This window comes from Bradyrhizobium sp. 132, assembly GCF_023074185.1.
Classification (GTDB): Bacteria; Pseudomonadota; Alphaproteobacteria; order Rhizobiales; family Xanthobacteraceae; genus Bradyrhizobium.
This window is the reverse complement of sequence record NZ_JADPKY010000030.1, coordinates 189,383-206,417: the sequence shown is the minus strand read 5'-3', so window position 1 is coordinate 206,417 and position 17,035 is coordinate 189,383. Positions and strand designations below refer to the sequence as shown.

Below are 17,035 nucleotides of genomic sequence, written 5' to 3'. Positions count from 1 at the left end.
CCATGTCCGAAAAACCAGGTTCCGGACGATCCGGATTCGATCGACGCGCCTTCATAGCGGGCGCTGCCGGCAGTGCGCTGGTCCCTATGACGGCGCGCGCGGCCACGCAGGATGCGAGCGTGTCAGCCGCGCAGGATCCGGCGCTTCCGGTCGATGTCACGCTGCGGGTCAACGGCAAGGACAAGCGCCTGCACATTGACGCCCGCACCACGGTGCTCGATGCGCTGCGTGAACATCTCAAGCTCACCGGCAGCAAGAAGGGCTGCGACCACGGCCAGTGCGGCGCCTGCACGGTGCTGATCGACGATCGGCGCGTGGTATCGTGCCTGACGCTCGCGCTCGCAGCCGAGGGGCAGGAGATCACGACGATCGAGGGCCTTGCCACCGACGATCATTTGCATCCGATGCAGCAGGCTTTTGTCGACAACGACGCCTTTCAATGCGGCTATTGCACGCCGGGCCAGATCATGTCCGCAGTGGCCTGCGTCAAGGAGGGGCATGCGGGCAGCGAGGCAGACATCCGTGAATATATGAGCGGCAACATCTGCCGCTGCGCCGCCTATCCCAACATCGTCGCCGCCGTGAAGCAGGCCGCGCCCGAGATCATGAAAGGCTAGGCGCATGCGACCGTTTTCGTATCAGAGAGCAACAGATCCTGACTTGGCCGTGCAGGCGCTCAGCGCTGCCGCGGCTGCCAACAATCCGTTGACGCAGGCCGCGGCACAGCCGCTCGCCGGCGGCACCACGCTGATCGACCTGATGAAGCTGGACGTGATGCGTCCCGCCGCGCTCGTCGATATCAATCCGCTTGCTAGCGGCTGGTCCGCGATCGAATCCAAAGGCGACGGCTTGCGGCTCGGCGCGCTCGCGAAGATGTCCGATGTGGCCGCGCATACCGAGATCCAGCGCAACTATCCTGTGATCGCGAACTCCCTGAATCTCGCCGCCAGCGCCCAGCTGCGCAACATGGCGACGCTCGGCGGCAACGTGATGCAGCGCACGCGTTGCAGCTACTTCCGCGATGTCTCCTATGAGAATTGCAACAAGCGCAATCCTGGCTCGGGCTGTGCCGCCATGGATGGCGTTAATCGCATGCATGCGGTGCTCGGTACGTCCGATCAGTGTATCGCGACCTATCCCGGCGATTTTGCCCAGGCGCTGATCGCGCTGGACGCAATGGTCGAGATCACCGGCAGGTCCGGCACGCGCAACGTGCCGTTCGCAGATCTGCACAAGGCACCCGGCAGCACGCCCGACATCGAGACCACACTTCAGCCCGGTGAGTTGATCTCGGCATTCTCCGTTCCCGGCCGCTGGCCGCGCTCGGTCTATCTCAAGGCGCGCGACCGTCAGTCCTATGAGTTCGCGTTGTCGTCGGCTGCCGTCGCGCTCGACGTGCAGGATGGCACGATCAGGGACGCACGCGTCGCGCTGGGCGGCGTCGCCACCGTGCCGTGGCGGGCGCGCGAGGCGGAGGCGCTGCTGAAGGGACAGAAATTCGACGACGATCTGGCGCAGCGTGTTGCCGCTGCCGCTTTCGCGGACGCGCGGGGACGCCAGCACAACAGCTTCAAGATCGCGCTCGGCAAGCGCGTGGTGGCGCGCGCGCTCCAGCAGGCCGTAACGATGGAGGTCCGATCATGACCGCTGCAGCTCCCGAGCCGAAGGCAAACATGGGCCAGCCGGTGCCGCGCTATGACGCCGCCGCAAAAGTCACGGGACGGGCGACATATGCGTCCGACATGCCGCTCGACAATCCCGCCTACGCATTCCTGGTCACCAGTGCCATCGCCAAGGGTCGCATCGACGGCTTCGATCTCGACGACGCCAGAGGCGTCCGCGGCGTGATCGACATCGTCACGCACGAGAACGCCCCGAAGCTGAAGGAGTCGAAGCTGTTCAGCAATGGCGGCTATGCCGGCACCACGATCCAGCCGCTGAAATCGGCCGACATCGCCCATGACGGCGAGATCATCGCGGTGGTCATCGCCGAGAGCTACGAGGCCGCGCGCGAGGCCGCCAATCGCGTCAAGGTCAGCTACACGGCCGTAGCGCCGAGTGCGAGCTTCGACTCGCCGGGAACGACCACGGCTGCGGCGAAAGGGCAAAACTCGCAGTTCAAGGAAGACCCGGAGGTCGGCGATTTCGCCAAGGCGTTCGACCAGGCTGAGGTCAAGCTCACCGCCTCCTATGACACGCCGACCCAGCACCACAACCCGATGGAGCTGTTTACGACGAGCTGCGCCTGGATGGGCGATAACCTCGTCATCTATGAGGGCAGCCAGTATGTCTATGGGCTGAAGAACGGCGTCGCCGAGCAGCTCGGCATCGACGCCGACAAGGTCCGTGTCGTCAATCCCTATGTTGGCGGCGGCTTTGGTTCGCGCGGCTCGATGACGCCGCGAACCGCCATTATCGCCGGCATCGCCAAGCGCCTGAACCGGCCGATCAAGCTGGTGCCGACCCGCGACCAGGGTTTCACCATCGCGACCTACCGCGCCGAGACGCGCCATGAGATCAGGCTTGGTGCTGGTCGGGACGGCAAGCTGGCGGCTTTGAGGCACGAGGGCTCCGAGGTTTCGTCGCGTCCGGATGCCTATTGCGTCGGCGGCACCAAGACGACGACGCGGCTCTATGCCTGCCCGAACGTCAGCAGTCTGGTGTCGATTGTGCGCGCCGACCGCAACACGCCGGGCTTCATGCGCTCACCGCCGGAGGTGCCATATCTCTTCGCGCTGGAGAGCGCGATGGACGAGCTCGCGGTGAAGCTGAACATGGACCCGGTCGAGCTCCGCCGCATCAACGACACCACCGTTGAGCCGATCGGCGGCAAGCCCTATACGTCCCGGTCATTGATGGCGTGCTTCGATGAGGCCGCCAAGGCGTTCGGCTGGTCGCAGCGTTCGCCGCAGCCGAAATCGATGTCGGACGGCGACTGGCTGGTTGGCTATGGCTGTGCCGCCACCTGCTATCCGACGCAGATGGCGCCGTCCGCCGCGCGCGTCCGGCTCCAGCGCGACGGCCGTACCCGGGTCGAGATCGCCGGTCACGAGATCGGTACCGGTGCATACACCGTCATCGCCCAGACCGCGTCCGAGCGGCTCGGCGTGCCCCTGGAAAAGGTCGCGGTCTTCGTGGGTGACAGCGACCTGCCGCCGGCGCCGGTTGCCGGCGGTTCGAACTCGACCGCCAGCACCTGCTCGGCAGTGATGATGGTGTGCGATCAAATCCGCCAAAGGCTGTTCAAGGCCGTGATGCCGGGCGACAGCCTCGCCGACAAGGCCAAGGAGACTGTCGGCATCAGCCAGACGCCAAGCACGCAGGCGGCGAAAAGCGATCGTCCGCTCGATCTGGACAAGGCCTTCGACGCGCTCGGTGTCGGCGTCGTCGAGGAATACGGCGAGTGGAAGCCGGAAGGCGCGCCGCTGGACTCCTTCGCGGCCATGCACAGCGGGCACGCGCGCCTCGTCGGTGGTCACTCGATGAAGTACAAGATTGCCTATGCCTTCGGTGCCGAGTTCGTCGAGGTCCGCGTCGACCGCTTTACCCATGAAATCCGTGCGCCGCGGCTGGTGGGAGCCTTCGCGGCGGGCCGTATCATGAATCCGCGCACGGCGCGCAGCCAGCTCATGGGCGGCCTGATCTGGGGCATGTCTTCGGCGTTGCTGGAGGCCACCGAGATCGACGAGCGCAATGCGCGCTACGTCAACGACAATCTTGCCGACTATCTCGTGCCTGTGAATGCCGACGTGCCCGGTGTCGAGGTGATACTGCTCTCCGAGCAGGACGATCACATCAACCCGGCAGGCGTGAAGGGCCTCGGCGAGCTTGCCAATGTCGGCACCAATGCGGCGATCTGCAATGCGATCTACCACGCCACGGGCCAGCGTATCCGCAAGCTGCCCGTGCGGCTGGAAAATATCGAGGTCTGAGGGGTGGAAACCGCATGCTCGTTGCGCTAGACACCTTCCGCCTCAAACGGAAGGTGTCTTATGCAGCGTTTACAGCGCGTGCTCCTCGCCATCATGTCGGCACTTGCGATCACCTTGATCGGCAGTGTGTCGACGTTCGTTTCCACAACGGCCTCGGCCCAGACCGCAGGAAAGACCATGACCACAGCTTCAGGATTGCAGATCACCGATAGCGTCGTCGGCACCGGCGCTTCGCCGAAGCCCGGACAGATTTGCGTGATGCACTATACCGGCTGGCTTTACGAGAACGGCCAGAAGGGCAAGAAATTCGACTCGTCGGTCGATCGCAGCGAGCCGTTCGAATTCCCGATCGGCAAGGGCCGTGTCATCGGCGGCTGGGACGAGGGCGTTGCCTCCATGAAGGTCGGCGGCAAGCGTACGCTGATCATTCCGCCGCAGCTCGGGTATGGCGCCCGCGGCGCAGGCGGCGCGATCCCGCCGAACGCAACGCTGATGTTCGACGTGGAATTGCTCGGGGTGAAGTAAGCCCGCAAACAAAAGACCGGCCTCTCGGCCGGTCTTTCGCTTTCAGTCTTGTTTGTCTCAATGCTGGACGTGTTATTCCGTTCCGCGCTTGGCCGCAGCCGCCGCGCGATCGACCGCGTCTTTCGCGGCGTCCTTGGCGTCACCCATGGCCCGCTGGCCCTTGCCCTTCACTTCCTGGACTGCGCCTTCGCCCTTCATGCGGTCGGACCCGGTGGCTTCGCCGATGCCCTGCTTGGCCTTGCCCATTGCCTCGTTGGCGGAGCCCTTGATCTTGTCGGTCGTGCTACCCATGAAACTCTCCTTGCGGTTCGCTTACCGAGACAACGCCCGACGGCTATGAGGGTTCCGATTTTGGTATGGCTTGCGGACGCGGCTTTGGGTTAATTTGCCGCGCACGGAACCAACAGAAAGCAAGTCCCATGACCGGCCATGACCATTCGCATTCCCACCATGACCACGATCACGACGATCGCTGGAAACATGACGGCGTGCGCGTCATTCCCGGCAACCAGCTCGATACCAACGTGCCGTCGACGGCGGGCATGGACCGCGCGGCCGCGATCAATTTCGCGCGCGTCGGTGCGCAGAAATTGTGGGCGGGCACGGTCAGCATCAAGCCCGACGCCAAGACCGGCGCGCATCACCACGGCCATCTCGAAAGCGTCATCTACGTGGTGAAGGGCAAGGCGCGGATGCGCTGGGGCGAGAGCCTGCAATTCACCGCGGAGGCCGGCCCCGGCGACTTCATTTTCGTCCCGCCCTACGTGCCGCATCAGGAGATCAATGCCAGCCGCGACGAAGTGCTGGAATGCGTGCTGGTGCGCAGTGACGGCGAGGCGGTCGCGATCAACCTCGACATCGAGCCGGTCGAGAAGCCCGAGACCGTGCTGTGGGTCGATCCCATTCACCGCGATCCGAACGAGAAGAAGTAGGCTGCCCAAAACCGCGCGGGGGGCGATGCGACAGAACCGCACAGGTTAGGAAGCGAAAATATCCGGAAGCGATGTCGGGTGGCTGCCCAGCCATCCGTCCTTGGGCAGAACCCCGTCCCAGGAGCTTTCGATGCCCAAAATGATTTTCGTCAATCTTCCGGTGACCGACCTCAAGCGTGCCACCGCCTTTTACGAGGCGGTCGGCGCGGTCAGGAACCCGCAATTCAGCGACGAAACGGCGAGTTGCATGGTCTTTTCCGAGGCCATCTTCGCCATGCTGCTGACCCACGACAAATTCCGCCAGTTCACACCGAAGCCGATCTCGGATGCCAAGACCTCGAACCAGGCGCTGTTCTGCCTGTCCGCGGACAGCCGCAACGAGGTCGACGATATCGTCGGCAGGGCCGCGGCGGCGGGCGGGGCGGCCGATCCCGGCCCGAAGGACGAATACAGTTTCATGTACGGCCGCAGCTTCGAGGATCCGGACGGCCACATGTGGGGTGTGAACTGGATGGACATGGCAGCCTTTGCCGCGCAGTCCGACATGTCGAACGCCTGATCCAAGCCACGACACCACGAAACTGAAGAGGAGCATTCAAGATGTCAAAGGTCGTGCCCTGCATGTGGTTCAACGGCGATGCCGAGGAAGCCGCGAAATTCTACGTCTCGCTCGTTCCGAATTCGGAGATCAGGCACGTTCAGCGCAACGTTTCGGACAACCCGTCCGGCAAGGAAGGCTCCGTGCTGGTGGTCGAGTTCACGGTCGCCGGACAACCTCTGGTCGCGCTCAACGGCGGCATGAAGATGGAATACACCCACGCGCTCTCGCTCATGATCCATTGCGACGATCAGGTCCAGGTCGACAGCGTCTGGAATGCCTTCCTGGCCCATGGCGGCAAGGAAGAGCAATGCGGCTGGCTGCATGACCGCTACGGCGTGTCCTGGCAGGTGGTGCCGAAGGTGATGTTCGAATTCCTCTCGAGCCCCGACAAGGCCGCCGCCGCACGCGCCATGCAGGCCATGATGAAGATGGTCAAGCTGGATGAGGATGTGCTGCGCCGCGCGTTCGAGGGCAAGTCGGCGGCGTGAGGCGGTGGCGGTTCGGCCTAAGACCGGACTCCTCATCCTGAGGAGCTTGCGCGGCAAGCGTCTCGAAGGATGAAAGGCCGAGCTGCTAAAGCGGGGCCTGCATGGTTCGAGACGGCGCGCGCGCGCCTCCTCACCATGAGGAATTAATAATTGATCCGCAGCCCCACGCCGCCATGGATGGTGTTGCCCACCGGCTGCGGACCCAGCGTGCCGTTGGCGAACAGGTCCACGATCCAGCCCTTTTGCACGCGGAAGCCGAGCCGGCCGCCATATTCGAACCAGCCCTGGTTGCCCATGGTCGGCACCACCGTGCCGTCGCCGGTCACGGTGGCGACAATGCCGCTATGGCTGGCGAACGACTGTACCCAGCCGCCATTGATGTTGGCCTCGATATTGCTGCCGTAGAGATGTGTCCACTGGCCGCCGATCTTGACCAGGTTGGTGCGGTCGGTGCCGGTCGCGATGCTGGCGTCGAACGGATTGAACGCCACCGCGCTGTCGGTATAACCCGAGACGCGCTGCCAGAGTTGCCAGACCTCGATCGAGGCGGCGACCTCGTCGCGGGGCGACACACGGCTGATCCAGCCGGCGCGGCCGTAGACGGCGTAGTTCGAGGCGTTGGTCGAACTCGTGACGCTCACCGGGCCGAGGCTGGTGTTGTAGCTGCGGGTGTAGCGCGCCTTCTCCCACGGCGTCAGGATCGTGCCGATGTCGAAGAACGGGCGCGACGAGCCCCAGTCGGTGAAGTCATAGCGCAGCGCGAAAGCGCCGATCGGCGCGCTGGTGATGTTGTAGCCGCCCTCGCTGTACTGCGTGTAGGCGATGCCGGCGAGCAGTGACAGATTGTTGGTCAGCTCCTTGCGGCCATGGATGCCCGCCGAAAACGAGCCCGCGGAGCCGAACGCGCTGATGCAGTTGCTGCAATTGACCTGCTCGTTGACGCCGAGCAGCACCGTGCCGAGCACCCGGTTGGTGATCATCTGGTTGAAGCGCTGATTGGCAAGGCCGCCGATCGAGTTGCCGCTGGAATCCGCGCCGGTCGGCGTCGGCGTCGGGCTCGGCGAGGAGGACGGATAAGGGCTCGGCGACGATGACGGGTAGGGGCTGGGCGAGGGCGAGGGGCTGTAGGTCGGTGTCGGCGAGGGTGAATAGCTCGGCGCTGGGATGGGCGTCGACCCTCCGCACCCGGACGCGCAATTCGTGGCGGCTGCCGCCGGACGGGCATCGACCGCGACAAACGCAACCGCAGCCGCGGCGGTCAGCACGCTCGCCAGGATGAAGCGCCTGACGTTGAATACCTCCATCGTCAGCGCCCGCACAGCATGCCGTCGTCATGGACGGCGGGCGTGATGGTCGGCGACGCCTCCGCATATTGGTTGACCGCGCACAGCCCGGCACTGGCGGCGCAGGTCGCGGCAAACGTCCAGGGCGGCGTATTGGTCTTACCGATAGAGATCTTGCCGCCGGTCGAGGTGATGATTGCGGTGTCGCCGGGCTGCGTGAGCTGCACGCACTGCAGGCTCGTCGTGCAGACGCTGGCGGCGCCGTCCTGCAGCACGACGACCGAGCGGCCGCGCTGGGACAGGATATCGAGCGTGGTGCCGCGCACGCCGATGGTCGCGAGCGGCGTCGTGATCTTGTAGGCGGTCTTCGCGGAATGTCCCGTAACTAACCGGAATGTGCCGGTGGTCATGCGGATCGCGACGTCGCGATAGCTGTGCTCGTCGTTGAAGACGGTGCGGTCGAGCTTGAGCGTCGCGCTCGGGCCGAGTGACAGATTGGTGCTGTCGGCCATCACGAAGCGCGCCGCGCTGTCGGCGCCGGTGCGCACGGTCTCGTCGCGCAGCATGCCATCACCGACACTGATCGGCGTCGTGGTCGCGGCCACGCGCACGACCTCGTTCTGGATCACGACGGCTTCACCGACGCGCGTCTGCGCTTGCGCGCAAGGCGCTGCGCACAAGGCGGCCGACAACAGCGTGGAGAAAAGCCAGAAACGCAAATTCATTTCGCAATCGATCGATTTGTCCCTGATCGTACCGGATCGCGCGCGCTTGCGATGTGGCGAAATTATCACAAGCGACGCGGGACCTGCGTTATGCTTAGTGACAGTTGCGGCAGAATGCGTTCAATGAAAAGCGCGATCTTTGTTTTTGTCCGCGGTGACGCAAATTTGCCACGCAAAACTTCTCCACAAATGCCGCTCGACTTGCCCGCAGTTCCGAAGGTGTCGCGGAGCGCAGTGATTGCTGTCGTGATTTTCCTGGTCGCGCATCTCGCGCTGCTGATCGGCCTCACGACGCCGGAGAAGTTCGTCTTCGACGAGGTGCACTACGTGCCGGCTGCGCGGCAGATGCTGGCACCGGCGATGTCGCAACCGATGCTCAATCCGATGCATCCGCCGCTGGCCAAGGAGCTGATCGCGGTCTCGATCGCGGGCTTCGGCGACAACGCGCTGGGCTGGCGCTATCCCGCGACATTGTTCGGGGCGCTCGCGATCGTCGCGACCTATCTGTGCGGCCTCGCGCTGTTCGCCGCGCAAGGACCTGCGATCGCCGCCGCGCTGATCGCCGGCTGCAACCAGATGCTGTACGTGCAGGCGCGCATTGCGATGCTCGACATTTTTGCGTTGGGCTTCGGCCTGCTCGCGATGGCCGCCTTCATGCACGGTTTTCGAAGGGATCGCCCGCATGCGTTGTTCGCGCTCGCGGGCAGCCTGTTCGGCTGTGCTGCGGCCTGCAAATGGAGCGGCCTGTTTCCGCTCGGAATCTGCATCGTCATCGTCGCGGCGATCCGCCTGATGCAGGGCTGGCGCACGCTGTTTGCCGACGCGAAGCCGAGTGACTGGTATCGGCCCGATCTGTGGCCCGATTTTCGGATGCAGCACGCCGCGCTGTGCTTTGCCGTTCTGCCGGCGCTGACGTATCTCGCCGCGTTCGTTCCGCTCCATGGATTGTCGCTATCGGATCTGATCGAGGCGCAGCGCCGGATCTTCGCCGACAACACCACGACCGCGATCGCCGGCCACACCTATATGAGCGCGTGGCCATCCTGGCCATTGCTCGCGCGACCGGTATGGTTCCTGTTCGACAAGACTACGGAGGACAACGTCTCCGCAATCGTCTTCCTCGGCAATCCGCTGGTGCTGTGGCCCGCGTTGCTCGCGCTCGCGGTCGTGCTGCGCGATTTCGTCGTCGCGCGCCGCTGGGATGCGTTCCTGATTGCGGCCTTCTACTTCGGGTCCTGGCTCGCCTGGGCGTTGCTGCCGCGCACGCTCGGCTTCATCTACTATTATCTGCCGGCTGCGACCGTGGCGTCACTTGCGCTGGTCTACGTGCTGCGCCGGGACGGTCTGCCCCGCTGGATGCTGTGGGCCTATGTCGGCATCGCAGCGATCGGTTTTGCGGTCATGCTGCCGATCTCCGCGGCGTTTGTCGGCGCGTCGATGCAAACCTTCGGCCGGCTGATGCTGTTCCAGAGCTGGATATGACATCGCCGCCTGCCGGGGGAACGGCAGGCGGCGTCTTCATTGGCGATGACCGGGGAATTACTTCGACGCGGTCTTGGTATCCATGTTCACGACCTGGACGCGGCGGTTGATCGGGTCGGCGCCGTTGGCGGTATCCTTCAGCTTGGTCTTGCCGTAGCCGACGGTGACGAGATCGGTGCCGGTGAGGCCGTAGTTCTGCACCAGGTACGTCTTGATGGTGTCGGCGCGACGTTCGGAGAGGCCCTGATTGTATTCTTCGCCGCCGACCGCATCGGTGTGGCCGGCGACCACGAAGGTCGAGCCCTTGAGCGACGGATCGGACAGGGCCTTGCCGAGCGCCTGCACCGACGATACCGAGGTCTTGGCGATGTTGGCCGAGTTGTAGTCGAACTGGATTTCCAGATCGATGTTCGGCTTGGTCGCCGCGAGCTCGGCGATCTGGTCGCGCTCGCCGGTCGAGAGCGACCGGGTCGAGCGGTTGCGCACCGTATTCAGGAAGGTCGATTCCTTGGCCTGCACCGCCGGATCGGCCTGCGGACCGGCGGAGAGGCCGCGGGTCGTCGGCTTCGGCTTCAGTGCATCCAGGATCTGACCTGTGGAGACGTTGTTGTCGCCGGCCAGGGCGAGGCCCGCCGTCATCGACAGCGCTGCCGAGAGCGTAATCGCCTTCAGTCCAAAAAAATTAACAAAACGGGTCATTGTCGTATCCTCGCTGTTACGCCTGATGGCGATTTGATGCTGCTGCGAGCATAGAGAAGGTTCAAAGCACCTAATGTGATCTTGGTCACGGTGGCTACAGCCGCTCCCGGAGTGATCCTAGCGCATTTTGCGGCGTGGACATCGATCGTCGCAAAGCCGTCGCGGCATGGTCAGCTCGCGGACAAGATGTCGGCCAGATGCGCGCCTAGCCCCTTCAACCGACAATCACGAGCGAGGGAGCCGAGTTCCATCCAGTGCCGAGGCCAAGTGACTACCAGACCTATCGCAGTGGCCCGACGGAACGGACGGTGCCCCTGAGCTCAATGCCCGTCTATATCGGCGCGGCCATGATCGCGGTGGCGATCCTTCTATCGACGCTGATCACAGGGATGACCGCCCGCTATGTCGGGCTTGAAGGGTCGACCGACGAGAACATGTGGCTGGTCGATCGTCTCACCGGCAGTGTCTATCGCTGCCAGGCGGAGGGGCGCGGCAGAGCCGCGTGCGAGCCGGACGTCGCCACAGGCAGCATCGGCGACCGGTCCAAAGCCCCGAAAGATGACCGCTGAGCCTCCACCTGCGCACCGCAGCAAGAATGAAAATTGTCTTCTCTACGAAACGTCTTCGCCAGCGAATACGTAATTGCGAAGGCCGGCATGACGCCGGTTTCGTTTTACGGAGGAGACTTTTTCCATGAAGATCTTGCTCACAGCCGCAGCTTTTGTCGCGTTCACTCTTTCCCTCTCACCGGCATCCGCCGCGATGATGGCGTGCACCGGCGATAACATGATGAAATCGACGGCCATGATGATGGGCACCGCCGACACGCCGGCCAAGGTGGCGGCCAACAAGGAAATGGCCATGGCCAACACCGACATGAGCAACGGCAAGATGAAGAGCGCCTGCATTCACTACATGAAGTCGCAGAAGGCGATGACGATGAAATAGGCGCGAGGCGCGCCCATCGACCGCGCTGTCAGCAGTTGGCAGCGCGTTTTTTCTTTGGCCGATGCTTTGCCGTCTCCTTTCTCCCGGCGCGAATTCCGCTACATTCCTTCCCGCAATGTCCCGCGCGCCCAAACCGATTCCACTCACCACGACACAGGCCCGGCAGATCTGGCTTCATGCCCAGCGGCTGGATGAGCGCGCGCCGTTCGGAGGCGGGGCGCAGGCCGTCGCCGACGCAGTCGCCCATCTCGGCTATGTACAGATCGACACCATCAACGTGATCGAGCGCTGCCATCACCACATCCTGTTCAGCCGCATCCCGTCCTACCGCCGCGCCGATCTGCGCCACGCCCAGAGCGTGGACAGAAGCGTCTTTGAATATTGGACGCATGCGCTCTCTTACGTGCCGGCCGGCGACTTCCGCTTCTTCCTGCCGGCCATGCGCGAGCACCGCCGCGAGGGGCACAAATGGTTCGCCTCGGTGATGCCTGCCGACATGCGCAAGGTGATGCGGCTGGTGCGCGCCGGCCCGCTGACGATCCGCGACATCGAGGACGACGTGCTCACCGAGAAGGAGCATCTCTGGCAGAGCCGAAAACCCTCGAAGCGGGCGTTGCAACTCGCCTTCTATACGGGGGCCGTGACCATCAGCGAGCGCCAGGGCATGCTCAAGACCTATGAGCTGATGACGCGCCATTTCGGCTGGGACAAGCTGCCGAAGCCGGCCTCGACCAAGGACATCACGGCCTATCTGCTCGACCGCGCGCTACGGTCGCAGGGCGTGGTGAGCCTCGATTCGATCTGCCATCTCGACGCGCCGCGCAAGGCGGCGGTGGCGGGCCTGATCGCCTCGCGCGCCCGCCGTGGCAAACTCGTGCCCGTGACGATCGACGGTGCCGGCAAGCAGGAGCACTGGGCACAGCCGGCAGCGCTCGAGCCGGGCGAGCGCGCGTCCTCCGATCTCGTCCACATCCTCTCGCCGTTCGATCCGCTGATCATCCAGCGCAAGCGCACCAATCTCTTCTTCGGCTACAACCATCTGTTCGAGGCCTATGTGCCCAAGGCGAAACGCAAGCTCGGCTATTTCGCGCTCCCCGTGCTGGTCGGCGACGAAATCGTCGCCGCGCTCGATCTGAAGACCGACCGGCAGGCGAAGAAGCTGCTGATGCAGAAATGGACCTGGGTCGGGCAGGGCAAGAAGACGGCGGCGCGCAAGGAGCTGAAGCAGAAGATCGAGGAGGAGCTCGATCGTTTCGAGAAGTTTCAGCTGGCGGAGTGAGGATGTCGTCGTAAGCCGGATTGGCGCAGCGTAATCCTCCACTGTCTATTTCCGCGCAAGCGAAGGTGGTGGGTTACGCCTTCGGCTGACCCACCCTACGCATCGCGATGAATCGATCAATCCAAACGCCGAACGCAATCCCGACAGCATACGCCAGCAAATTCCACAGCGAGAAGATGCGCCCCAAGAGCAGCGCCCCGGCTGTGGTCAGCCTGAACGCATCGAGCCACGGCGTATGCACCTGCCGGGAAAACTCGACGACGACCGCGATCACCATCGCGATGGCCGCGATCTGCGCTGGTGGCAGCCGCGGCAGCAAAACGCCCGCCAGCAGAAACACCATCGTTGCCCACAGCAGCGAGCCGCCGTACTTCACCACGAAGGCGGGCAGGCCGAGCGGAAAACCGTACCAGCGCAGGGACAGCCCGCAGACGATCACCGCCAGCGCCAGCCCGGCGCGGATCAGGGATGTCCGTAACGGCGCAACAGGTTTATCCGGCTGCGCCCCTTGCATTGCTCGCTCCATTGACTCTTGGCCGATCATGCTCAAAACCGCTCTCAGCCAATAAAAGCAACAACCCCGGGGGGAAGCCATGAGCCAGACCACGACCTATGCCGGTCCGACCGGCGGCGCCAAGAGCGAAATCGAGGCCTCGACGATTCGCGCTATATCCTGGCGCCTGATTCCGTTCCTGGTGCTGGCCTACTTCTTCTCCTATCTCGACCGCGTCAATCTCGGCTTCGCTGCGCTGACCATGAATGCCGAGCTGAAGTTCACGCCGCTGATCTTCTCCTGGGGCGCCGGCATCTTCTTCATCGGCTATTTCATCTTCGAGGTGCCGAGCAATCTGGCACTGGAGAAATTCGGCGCCAGCCGCTGGATCGCCCGCATCATGGTGACCTGGGGCATCATCTCGGGGCTGATGGCGCTCACGAGCGGTGTCACGAGCTTCTACGTCCTGCGCTTCCTGCTCGGCGTCGCCGAAGCCGGCTTCTTCCCCGGCATCATCCTCTATCTCACCTATTGGTATCCGGCCGAATATCGCGCCCGCTTTCTCGCGGCCTTCGCCATCGCCGTTCCGGTCTCGACCGTGATCGGTGCGCCGGTCTCGGGCCTGCTGCTCGGACTTGACGGTGCGATGGGGCTGAAGGGCTGGCAGTGGCTGTTCATCATCGAGGGCATTCCTTCCGTGCTGCTCGGCATCGTCACCTGGTTCTATCTCACCGACAGGCCGGAAAAGGCGGACTGGCTCTCTGCCGAGCAGAAGACCTGGCTCAAGTCCAGGCTCGATTCGGAAGTCGCGGCCAAGCAGGCGGTGAAGCATCTGTCGCTCGGCGAGGCCTTGTCGTCGCCGAAGGTGATCGCGCTCAGCCTGGTCTATTTCGGCTTCGTCGGCGCGCTCTACGGCATGCAGTTCTGGCTGCCGCAGATCGTCAAGGCGTTCGGCCTCACCAATGCGCAGACCGGCTTCGTCACCGCGATCCCATATCTGTTCGGCACCATGGCGATGATCCTGTGGGCGCGGCACTCGGACGCCACGCGCGAGCGCGTGATGCATGTCGGCGCGCCGCTGCTGCTTACCGCCGCTGCGCTTGCCGTCTCCTCCTATCTCACCGATCCCACCATGACGATGGTGGTGCTGACTGTCGCCGCGATCGGGGTGTTCTGCTGCTTCGGCGTGTTCTGGACCCTGCCGACCGCCTGGCTCTCCGGCACGGCGGCGGCCGGCGGCATCGCCCTGATCAACTCGATCGGCAACCTCGCCGGCTTCGGCGGCCCCTACCTGATCGGCTGGGTCAAGGAAGCCACCGGCCAGACCTCGACCGGCTTGTTGGTGCTGGCGGTCTTGCCTCTGCTCGCCGGCATCCTGGTGTTCATCGGCGGCCACGACAGCAAGCACGAGTTCGCCGAACAGGGGCGGCGAGGGGGCTGATATTCCGGGGTGGTCCTTCGGACCGTCCTGGAAGGGCGAAGCTGCTCCGGCGCACGGATCGCTAACCTGTGCCACGGGATTTTTGTGAGCCAGCCAGCCCGAGAAACACCAGCATGGCGCGATTGAGGCGCAAGAGATCCTCGTCGTCGAGCCGCCCGATCAGCATGCCCATCTTGGATTTCGGTACCGTGGTGATCTTGTCGACCATCAGGCGGCATGCCACTCGGAGGCCGTTGCGATCGTTCGGTTCGACCTGCAATCTGAAGAGTGGTGCCTCAGTTTCGAATGTTGTTATTGGGCAAACCGTGATCGATTCCGTTGCGTCAAAATCGTCGTCTTGCACGACGATGACCGGACGCGGTTTCCCTCCGTAGTCCTTTGCGCCTGCTGCTGTCCAAACTTCGCCTCTCTTCATTGGTTCGTGAACCGCCATGCTGGGCACGCTCAGTTGCTGGACCTCCGTCCGCGCGCGGACGAATTTCAGTGGGAGCGAGTTTGGGCCAAAGCCTGCTGCGAAGCTGTTTCGGGCCTGAGGCCCTGCCGACGAGATTCCCTGCGCTGTTCACAGGTTATTCTGTCTCGCCAGGCCAATCGGAGATCGCATCGATGAAAGCCTGATCCTCATCCTCATGTGGGTTCGATGCGACCGCCAATGATTGGCGATGGGCTTCCGCCTTGAAAGAGGCTGAACGTACATCCGGAACCCAGATCTGGATCGGACGGAGCCCCTGCGCGCGCAGCCGCTCTCGATGCTTGCGGACCTTCGCTCGCGACGACTTCGGCTTAGAAGAGGACGGCATAGTTCTCTCCGTTTGGTTACATGTAACCATATCAGGCGAAGGGAGTTCCGCCAATCCACGGAATCTTACTATCCCTTAACGATCACGCTTTCCTGATGACTGACGAATATTGACTTTTATCAATGATTAGTCGACATTCCTCTCATTGCAGCCGCAGGAGTGTTCTCCGATGTTCGTCCGGTCAGTTTTGTCGAGCTATTCCAAGCTATTGGCGGGTGTGTCGCTGGCGTTGATGGCTGCCACCCTGGGCGGGTGCAATGACACCGTTGCTGAAAAGGCCGAGCCGCCGCGGCCGGTTCTGGTCGCAACGGCCCATTATGATGCCGAAACGCCGGAGCGCAGCTTCGTCGGCACGGTCAGGCCGCGGATCGAGAGCGATCTCGGTTTTCGCGTCGCCGGCAAGGTTGCCAAGCGCCTGGTCGAGGTCGGCCAGACCGTCGAGATCGGCCAGCCGCTCGCGACCCTCGATGAGATCGACCTGAAGCTCCAGGCTGAGCAAGCGGTCGCCGAGCAAACCGCTGCGACCGGCGTGCTGGCTCAGGCCGCCGCCGCCGAGCAGCGCGCCAAGGATTTGAAGGCCAAGGGCTGGACCACCGACGCCCAACTCGACCAGAGCCGCGCTTCCGCCGATGAGGCGCGCGCGCGCCTGAATCGGGCCGAGCGCTCGGTCGAGCTGACCAATAATTCCCTTTCCTACGCGACGCTCAACGCCGACGCCCGTGGCGTCGTCACCGCAACGCTGATCGAGCCAGGCCAGGTGGTTGCCGCAGGCCAGACCTCGATCCGTGTCGCCCGCTTTGCCGAAAAGGAAGCGGTCGTCGCGATCCCTGAGACGCTGGTCGGACGTGCCAAGTCGGGCGCCGCCAGCGTCACTCTTTGGTCGGAGCCGGGCAAGAAATATACGGCCAAGCTGCGCGAGATCGCGCCGACCGCGGATTCCGCCACGCGCACCTATCTCGCAAAATTCTCGCTGCCCGAGGCCGACGACAGGGTTTCGCTCGGCATGACCGCGACGCTGACGCTGTCGGATGCCGCGACCGAGCGCGTCGCGCGGTTGCCGCTGTCGGCGCTGTTCAACGAAGGCGGCAAGCCGTCCTTCTTCGTCGTCGACGACAACGGCGCGGTCACGCTGAAGCCGGTCGCGGTGAAGTCCTACGAGAGCAACGACGTCGTCATCACCGGCGGTGTCGAAGAGGGCGCCAAGATCGTCGCCCTCGGTGTGCAGAAGCTCGATCCGGGCCAGAGGGTGCGGATCGTATCGTCACTGTCCTTTTAAGTCTCGTTTACGAGTTACGTCGTGTGAGGTGAGTTTCGGCCTAAGCGCAAATGCTGGGGCTGAAGCGGCGAAGCGATCCAGAACCTGCCCAGCCCCCTGGATTGCTTCGCTGCCTCGCGACGACGCGTTGA

Annotated in this window: 20 protein-coding genes; 13 read left to right on the top strand and 7 right to left on the bottom strand. The window is 63.7% G+C overall.

Annotated elements, in window-relative coordinates; all coding sequences use genetic code 11:
• Positions 1-2 precede the first annotated feature (2 nt).
• The 4 genes from IVA74_RS05175 to IVA74_RS05160 are packed head-to-tail and all read left to right on the top strand — an operon-like array spanning position 3 to position 4,457.
• A complete protein-coding gene (locus tag IVA74_RS05175; RefSeq protein ID WP_247340533.1) occupies positions 3-617 on the top strand; it encodes a (2Fe-2S)-binding protein in 615 nt (204 codons plus the stop codon).
• A 4-nt stretch (positions 618-621) separates the two neighbouring features.
• Positions 622-1,644 carry a xanthine dehydrogenase family protein subunit M gene (locus IVA74_RS05170; RefSeq protein ID WP_247340532.1) on the top strand — a complete coding sequence of 341 codons (1,023 nt, stop codon included), beginning with the start codon at positions 622-624 and terminating at the stop codon, positions 1,642-1,644.
• Positions 1,641-3,932: a xanthine dehydrogenase family protein molybdopterin-binding subunit gene (locus IVA74_RS05165; RefSeq protein ID WP_247340531.1), complete on the top strand. Its 2,292-nt coding sequence runs from the start codon at positions 1,641-1,643 to the stop codon at positions 3,930-3,932. Before IVA74_RS05170 ends, IVA74_RS05165 begins: the two co-directional genes overlap by 4 nt.
• Positions 3,933-3,992: 60 nt before the next feature.
• Positions 3,993-4,457: an FKBP-type peptidyl-prolyl cis-trans isomerase gene (locus tag IVA74_RS05160; protein WP_247340526.1), complete on the top strand. Its 465-nt coding sequence runs from the start codon at positions 3,993-3,995 to the stop codon at positions 4,455-4,457.
• 72 nt (positions 4,458-4,529) lie between these two features.
• On the opposite strand, the gene IVA74_RS05155 is transcribed toward IVA74_RS05160, so the two are convergent.
• A complete protein-coding gene (locus IVA74_RS05155) occupies positions 4,530-4,748 on the bottom strand; it encodes a CsbD family protein (protein ID WP_247340522.1) in 219 nt (72 codons plus the stop codon).
• A gap of 128 nt (positions 4,749-4,876) precedes the next feature.
• On the opposite strand from IVA74_RS05155, the gene IVA74_RS05150 reads away from it, so the two are divergent.
• The 3 genes from IVA74_RS05150 (at position 4,877) to IVA74_RS05140 (ending at position 6,478) form a co-directional block, all read left to right on the top strand.
• Positions 4,877-5,389 (top strand): cupin domain-containing protein, encoded by a 513-nt coding sequence (locus IVA74_RS05150; protein ID WP_007595213.1) that lies wholly within the window; start codon positions 4,877-4,879, stop codon positions 5,387-5,389.
• A gap of 130 nt (positions 5,390-5,519) precedes the next feature.
• Positions 5,520-5,948 carry a VOC family protein gene (locus tag IVA74_RS05145; protein ID WP_247340512.1) on the top strand — a complete coding sequence of 143 codons (429 nt, stop codon included), beginning with the start codon at positions 5,520-5,522 and terminating at the stop codon, positions 5,946-5,948.
• Positions 5,949-5,989: 41 nt separating this feature from the next.
• Positions 5,990-6,478: a VOC family protein gene (locus IVA74_RS05140; RefSeq protein ID WP_247340510.1), complete on the top strand. Its 489-nt coding sequence runs from the start codon at positions 5,990-5,992 to the stop codon at positions 6,476-6,478.
• 143 nt (positions 6,479-6,621) lie between these two features.
• On the opposite strand, the gene IVA74_RS05135 is transcribed toward IVA74_RS05140, so the two are convergent.
• Together IVA74_RS05135 and IVA74_RS05130 are read right to left on the bottom strand one after the other, a co-directional pair.
• On the bottom strand, positions 6,622-7,782 hold the full coding sequence (locus tag IVA74_RS05135) for a hypothetical protein (RefSeq protein WP_247340509.1): 1,161 nt from the start codon (positions 7,780-7,782) through the stop codon (positions 6,622-6,624).
• A 2-nt stretch (positions 7,783-7,784) separates the two neighbouring features.
• Complete coding sequence (locus IVA74_RS05130; RefSeq protein WP_247340507.1) at positions 7,785-8,486, bottom strand: FecR family protein; 702 nt, start codon at positions 8,484-8,486, stop codon at positions 7,785-7,787.
• 51 nt (positions 8,487-8,537) lie between these two features.
• Here IVA74_RS05130 and IVA74_RS05125 point away from each other — a divergent pair, with 51 nt between their 5' ends.
• Positions 8,538-9,968, top strand: a complete 1,431-nt coding sequence (locus IVA74_RS05125; protein WP_247340506.1) for a phospholipid carrier-dependent glycosyltransferase — start codon at positions 8,538-8,540, stop codon at positions 9,966-9,968.
• Positions 9,969-10,025: 57 nt separating this feature from the next.
• On the opposite strand, the gene IVA74_RS05120 is transcribed toward IVA74_RS05125, so the two are convergent.
• Positions 10,026-10,667 carry an OmpA family protein gene (locus IVA74_RS05120; protein ID WP_247340505.1) on the bottom strand — a complete coding sequence of 214 codons (642 nt, stop codon included), beginning with the start codon at positions 10,665-10,667 and terminating at the stop codon, positions 10,026-10,028.
• A 323-nt stretch (positions 10,668-10,990) separates the two neighbouring features.
• Here IVA74_RS05120 and IVA74_RS05115 point away from each other — a divergent pair, with 323 nt between their 5' ends.
• From IVA74_RS05115 to IVA74_RS05105, 3 genes are all read left to right on the top strand, one after another.
• Entirely contained in the window at positions 10,991-11,236 is a 246-nt protein-coding gene (locus IVA74_RS05115) for a hypothetical protein (protein WP_247340503.1), read from the top strand.
• Between the two features lie 124 nt (positions 11,237-11,360).
• Positions 11,361-11,615, top strand: a complete 255-nt coding sequence (locus IVA74_RS05110; RefSeq protein ID WP_247340502.1) for a hypothetical protein — start codon at positions 11,361-11,363, stop codon at positions 11,613-11,615.
• A 115-nt stretch (positions 11,616-11,730) separates the two neighbouring features.
• On the top strand, positions 11,731-12,894 hold the full coding sequence (locus IVA74_RS05105; protein ID WP_247340501.1) for a crosslink repair DNA glycosylase YcaQ family protein: 1,164 nt from the start codon (positions 11,731-11,733) through the stop codon (positions 12,892-12,894).
• 73 nt (positions 12,895-12,967) lie between these two features.
• Here IVA74_RS05105 and IVA74_RS05100 read toward each other — a convergent pair whose 3' ends face one another.
• Positions 12,968-13,408 carry a DUF2809 domain-containing protein gene (locus tag IVA74_RS05100; RefSeq protein WP_247340499.1) on the bottom strand — a complete coding sequence of 147 codons (441 nt, stop codon included), beginning with the start codon at positions 13,406-13,408 and terminating at the stop codon, positions 12,968-12,970.
• A gap of 79 nt (positions 13,409-13,487) precedes the next feature.
• On the opposite strand from IVA74_RS05100, the gene IVA74_RS05095 reads away from it, so the two are divergent.
• Positions 13,488-14,828 carry an MFS transporter gene (locus IVA74_RS05095; RefSeq protein WP_247340498.1) on the top strand — a complete coding sequence of 447 codons (1,341 nt, stop codon included), beginning with the start codon at positions 13,488-13,490 and terminating at the stop codon, positions 14,826-14,828.
• A gap of 61 nt (positions 14,829-14,889) precedes the next feature.
• Here IVA74_RS05095 and IVA74_RS05090 read toward each other — a convergent pair whose 3' ends face one another.
• Complete coding sequence (locus tag IVA74_RS05090) at positions 14,890-15,243, bottom strand: type II toxin-antitoxin system PemK/MazF family toxin (protein WP_247340590.1); 354 nt, start codon at positions 15,241-15,243, stop codon at positions 14,890-14,892.
• A gap of 154 nt (positions 15,244-15,397) precedes the next feature.
• A complete protein-coding gene (locus IVA74_RS05085; RefSeq protein WP_247340496.1) occupies positions 15,398-15,628 on the bottom strand; it encodes an antitoxin MazE family protein in 231 nt (76 codons plus the stop codon).
• Positions 15,629-15,797: 169 nt separating this feature from the next.
• On the opposite strand from IVA74_RS05085, the gene IVA74_RS05080 reads away from it, so the two are divergent.
• A complete protein-coding gene (locus tag IVA74_RS05080) occupies positions 15,798-16,904 on the top strand; it encodes an efflux RND transporter periplasmic adaptor subunit (protein WP_247340494.1) in 1,107 nt (368 codons plus the stop codon).
• Positions 16,905-17,035: the final 131 nt, after the last annotated feature.

Bases quoted from the DNA above. Each gene is read 5' to 3' on its own strand.
- IVA74_RS05140 (WP_247340510.1), top strand. From the start codon at position 5,990: ATGTCAAAGGTCGTGCCCTGCATGTGGTTCAACGGCGATGCCGAGGAA.
- IVA74_RS05105 (WP_247340501.1), top strand. From the start codon at position 11,731: ATGTCCCGCGCGCCCAAACCGATTCCACTCACCACGACACAGGCCCGG.
- IVA74_RS05120 (WP_247340505.1), bottom strand. From the start codon at position 10,667: ATGACCCGTTTTGTTAATTTTTTTGGACTGAAGGCGATTACGCTCTCG.
- IVA74_RS05175 (WP_247340533.1), top strand. From the start codon at position 3: ATGTCCGAAAAACCAGGTTCCGGACGATCCGGATTCGATCGACGCGCC.
- IVA74_RS05085 (WP_247340496.1), bottom strand. From the start codon at position 15,628: ATGCCGTCCTCTTCTAAGCCGAAGTCGTCGCGAGCGAAGGTCCGCAAG.
- IVA74_RS05130 (WP_247340507.1), bottom strand. From the start codon at position 8,486: ATGAATTTGCGTTTCTGGCTTTTCTCCACGCTGTTGTCGGCCGCCTTG.
- IVA74_RS05080 (WP_247340494.1), top strand. From the start codon at position 15,798: ATGTTCGTCCGGTCAGTTTTGTCGAGCTATTCCAAGCTATTGGCGGGT.
- IVA74_RS05145 (WP_247340512.1), top strand. From the start codon at position 5,520: ATGCCCAAAATGATTTTCGTCAATCTTCCGGTGACCGACCTCAAGCGT.
- IVA74_RS05155 (WP_247340522.1), bottom strand. From the start codon at position 4,748: ATGGGTAGCACGACCGACAAGATCAAGGGCTCCGCCAACGAGGCAATG.
- IVA74_RS05135 (WP_247340509.1), bottom strand. From the start codon at position 7,782: ATGGAGGTATTCAACGTCAGGCGCTTCATCCTGGCGAGCGTGCTGACC.
- IVA74_RS05150 (WP_007595213.1), top strand. From the start codon at position 4,877: ATGACCGGCCATGACCATTCGCATTCCCACCATGACCACGATCACGAC.
- IVA74_RS05170 (WP_247340532.1), top strand. From the start codon at position 622: ATGCGACCGTTTTCGTATCAGAGAGCAACAGATCCTGACTTGGCCGTG.
- IVA74_RS05115 (WP_247340503.1), top strand. From the start codon at position 10,991: ATGCCCGTCTATATCGGCGCGGCCATGATCGCGGTGGCGATCCTTCTA.
- IVA74_RS05160 (WP_247340526.1), top strand. From the start codon at position 3,993: ATGCAGCGTTTACAGCGCGTGCTCCTCGCCATCATGTCGGCACTTGCG.
- IVA74_RS05165 (WP_247340531.1), top strand. From the start codon at position 1,641: ATGACCGCTGCAGCTCCCGAGCCGAAGGCAAACATGGGCCAGCCGGTG.
- IVA74_RS05100 (WP_247340499.1), bottom strand. From the start codon at position 13,408: ATGCAAGGGGCGCAGCCGGATAAACCTGTTGCGCCGTTACGGACATCC.
- IVA74_RS05110 (WP_247340502.1), top strand. From the start codon at position 11,361: ATGAAGATCTTGCTCACAGCCGCAGCTTTTGTCGCGTTCACTCTTTCC.
- IVA74_RS05125 (WP_247340506.1), top strand. From the start codon at position 8,538: ATGTGGCGAAATTATCACAAGCGACGCGGGACCTGCGTTATGCTTAGT.
- IVA74_RS05090 (WP_247340590.1), bottom strand. From the start codon at position 15,243: ATGAAGAGAGGCGAAGTTTGGACAGCAGCAGGCGCAAAGGACTACGGA.
- IVA74_RS05095 (WP_247340498.1), top strand. From the start codon at position 13,488: ATGAGCCAGACCACGACCTATGCCGGTCCGACCGGCGGCGCCAAGAGC.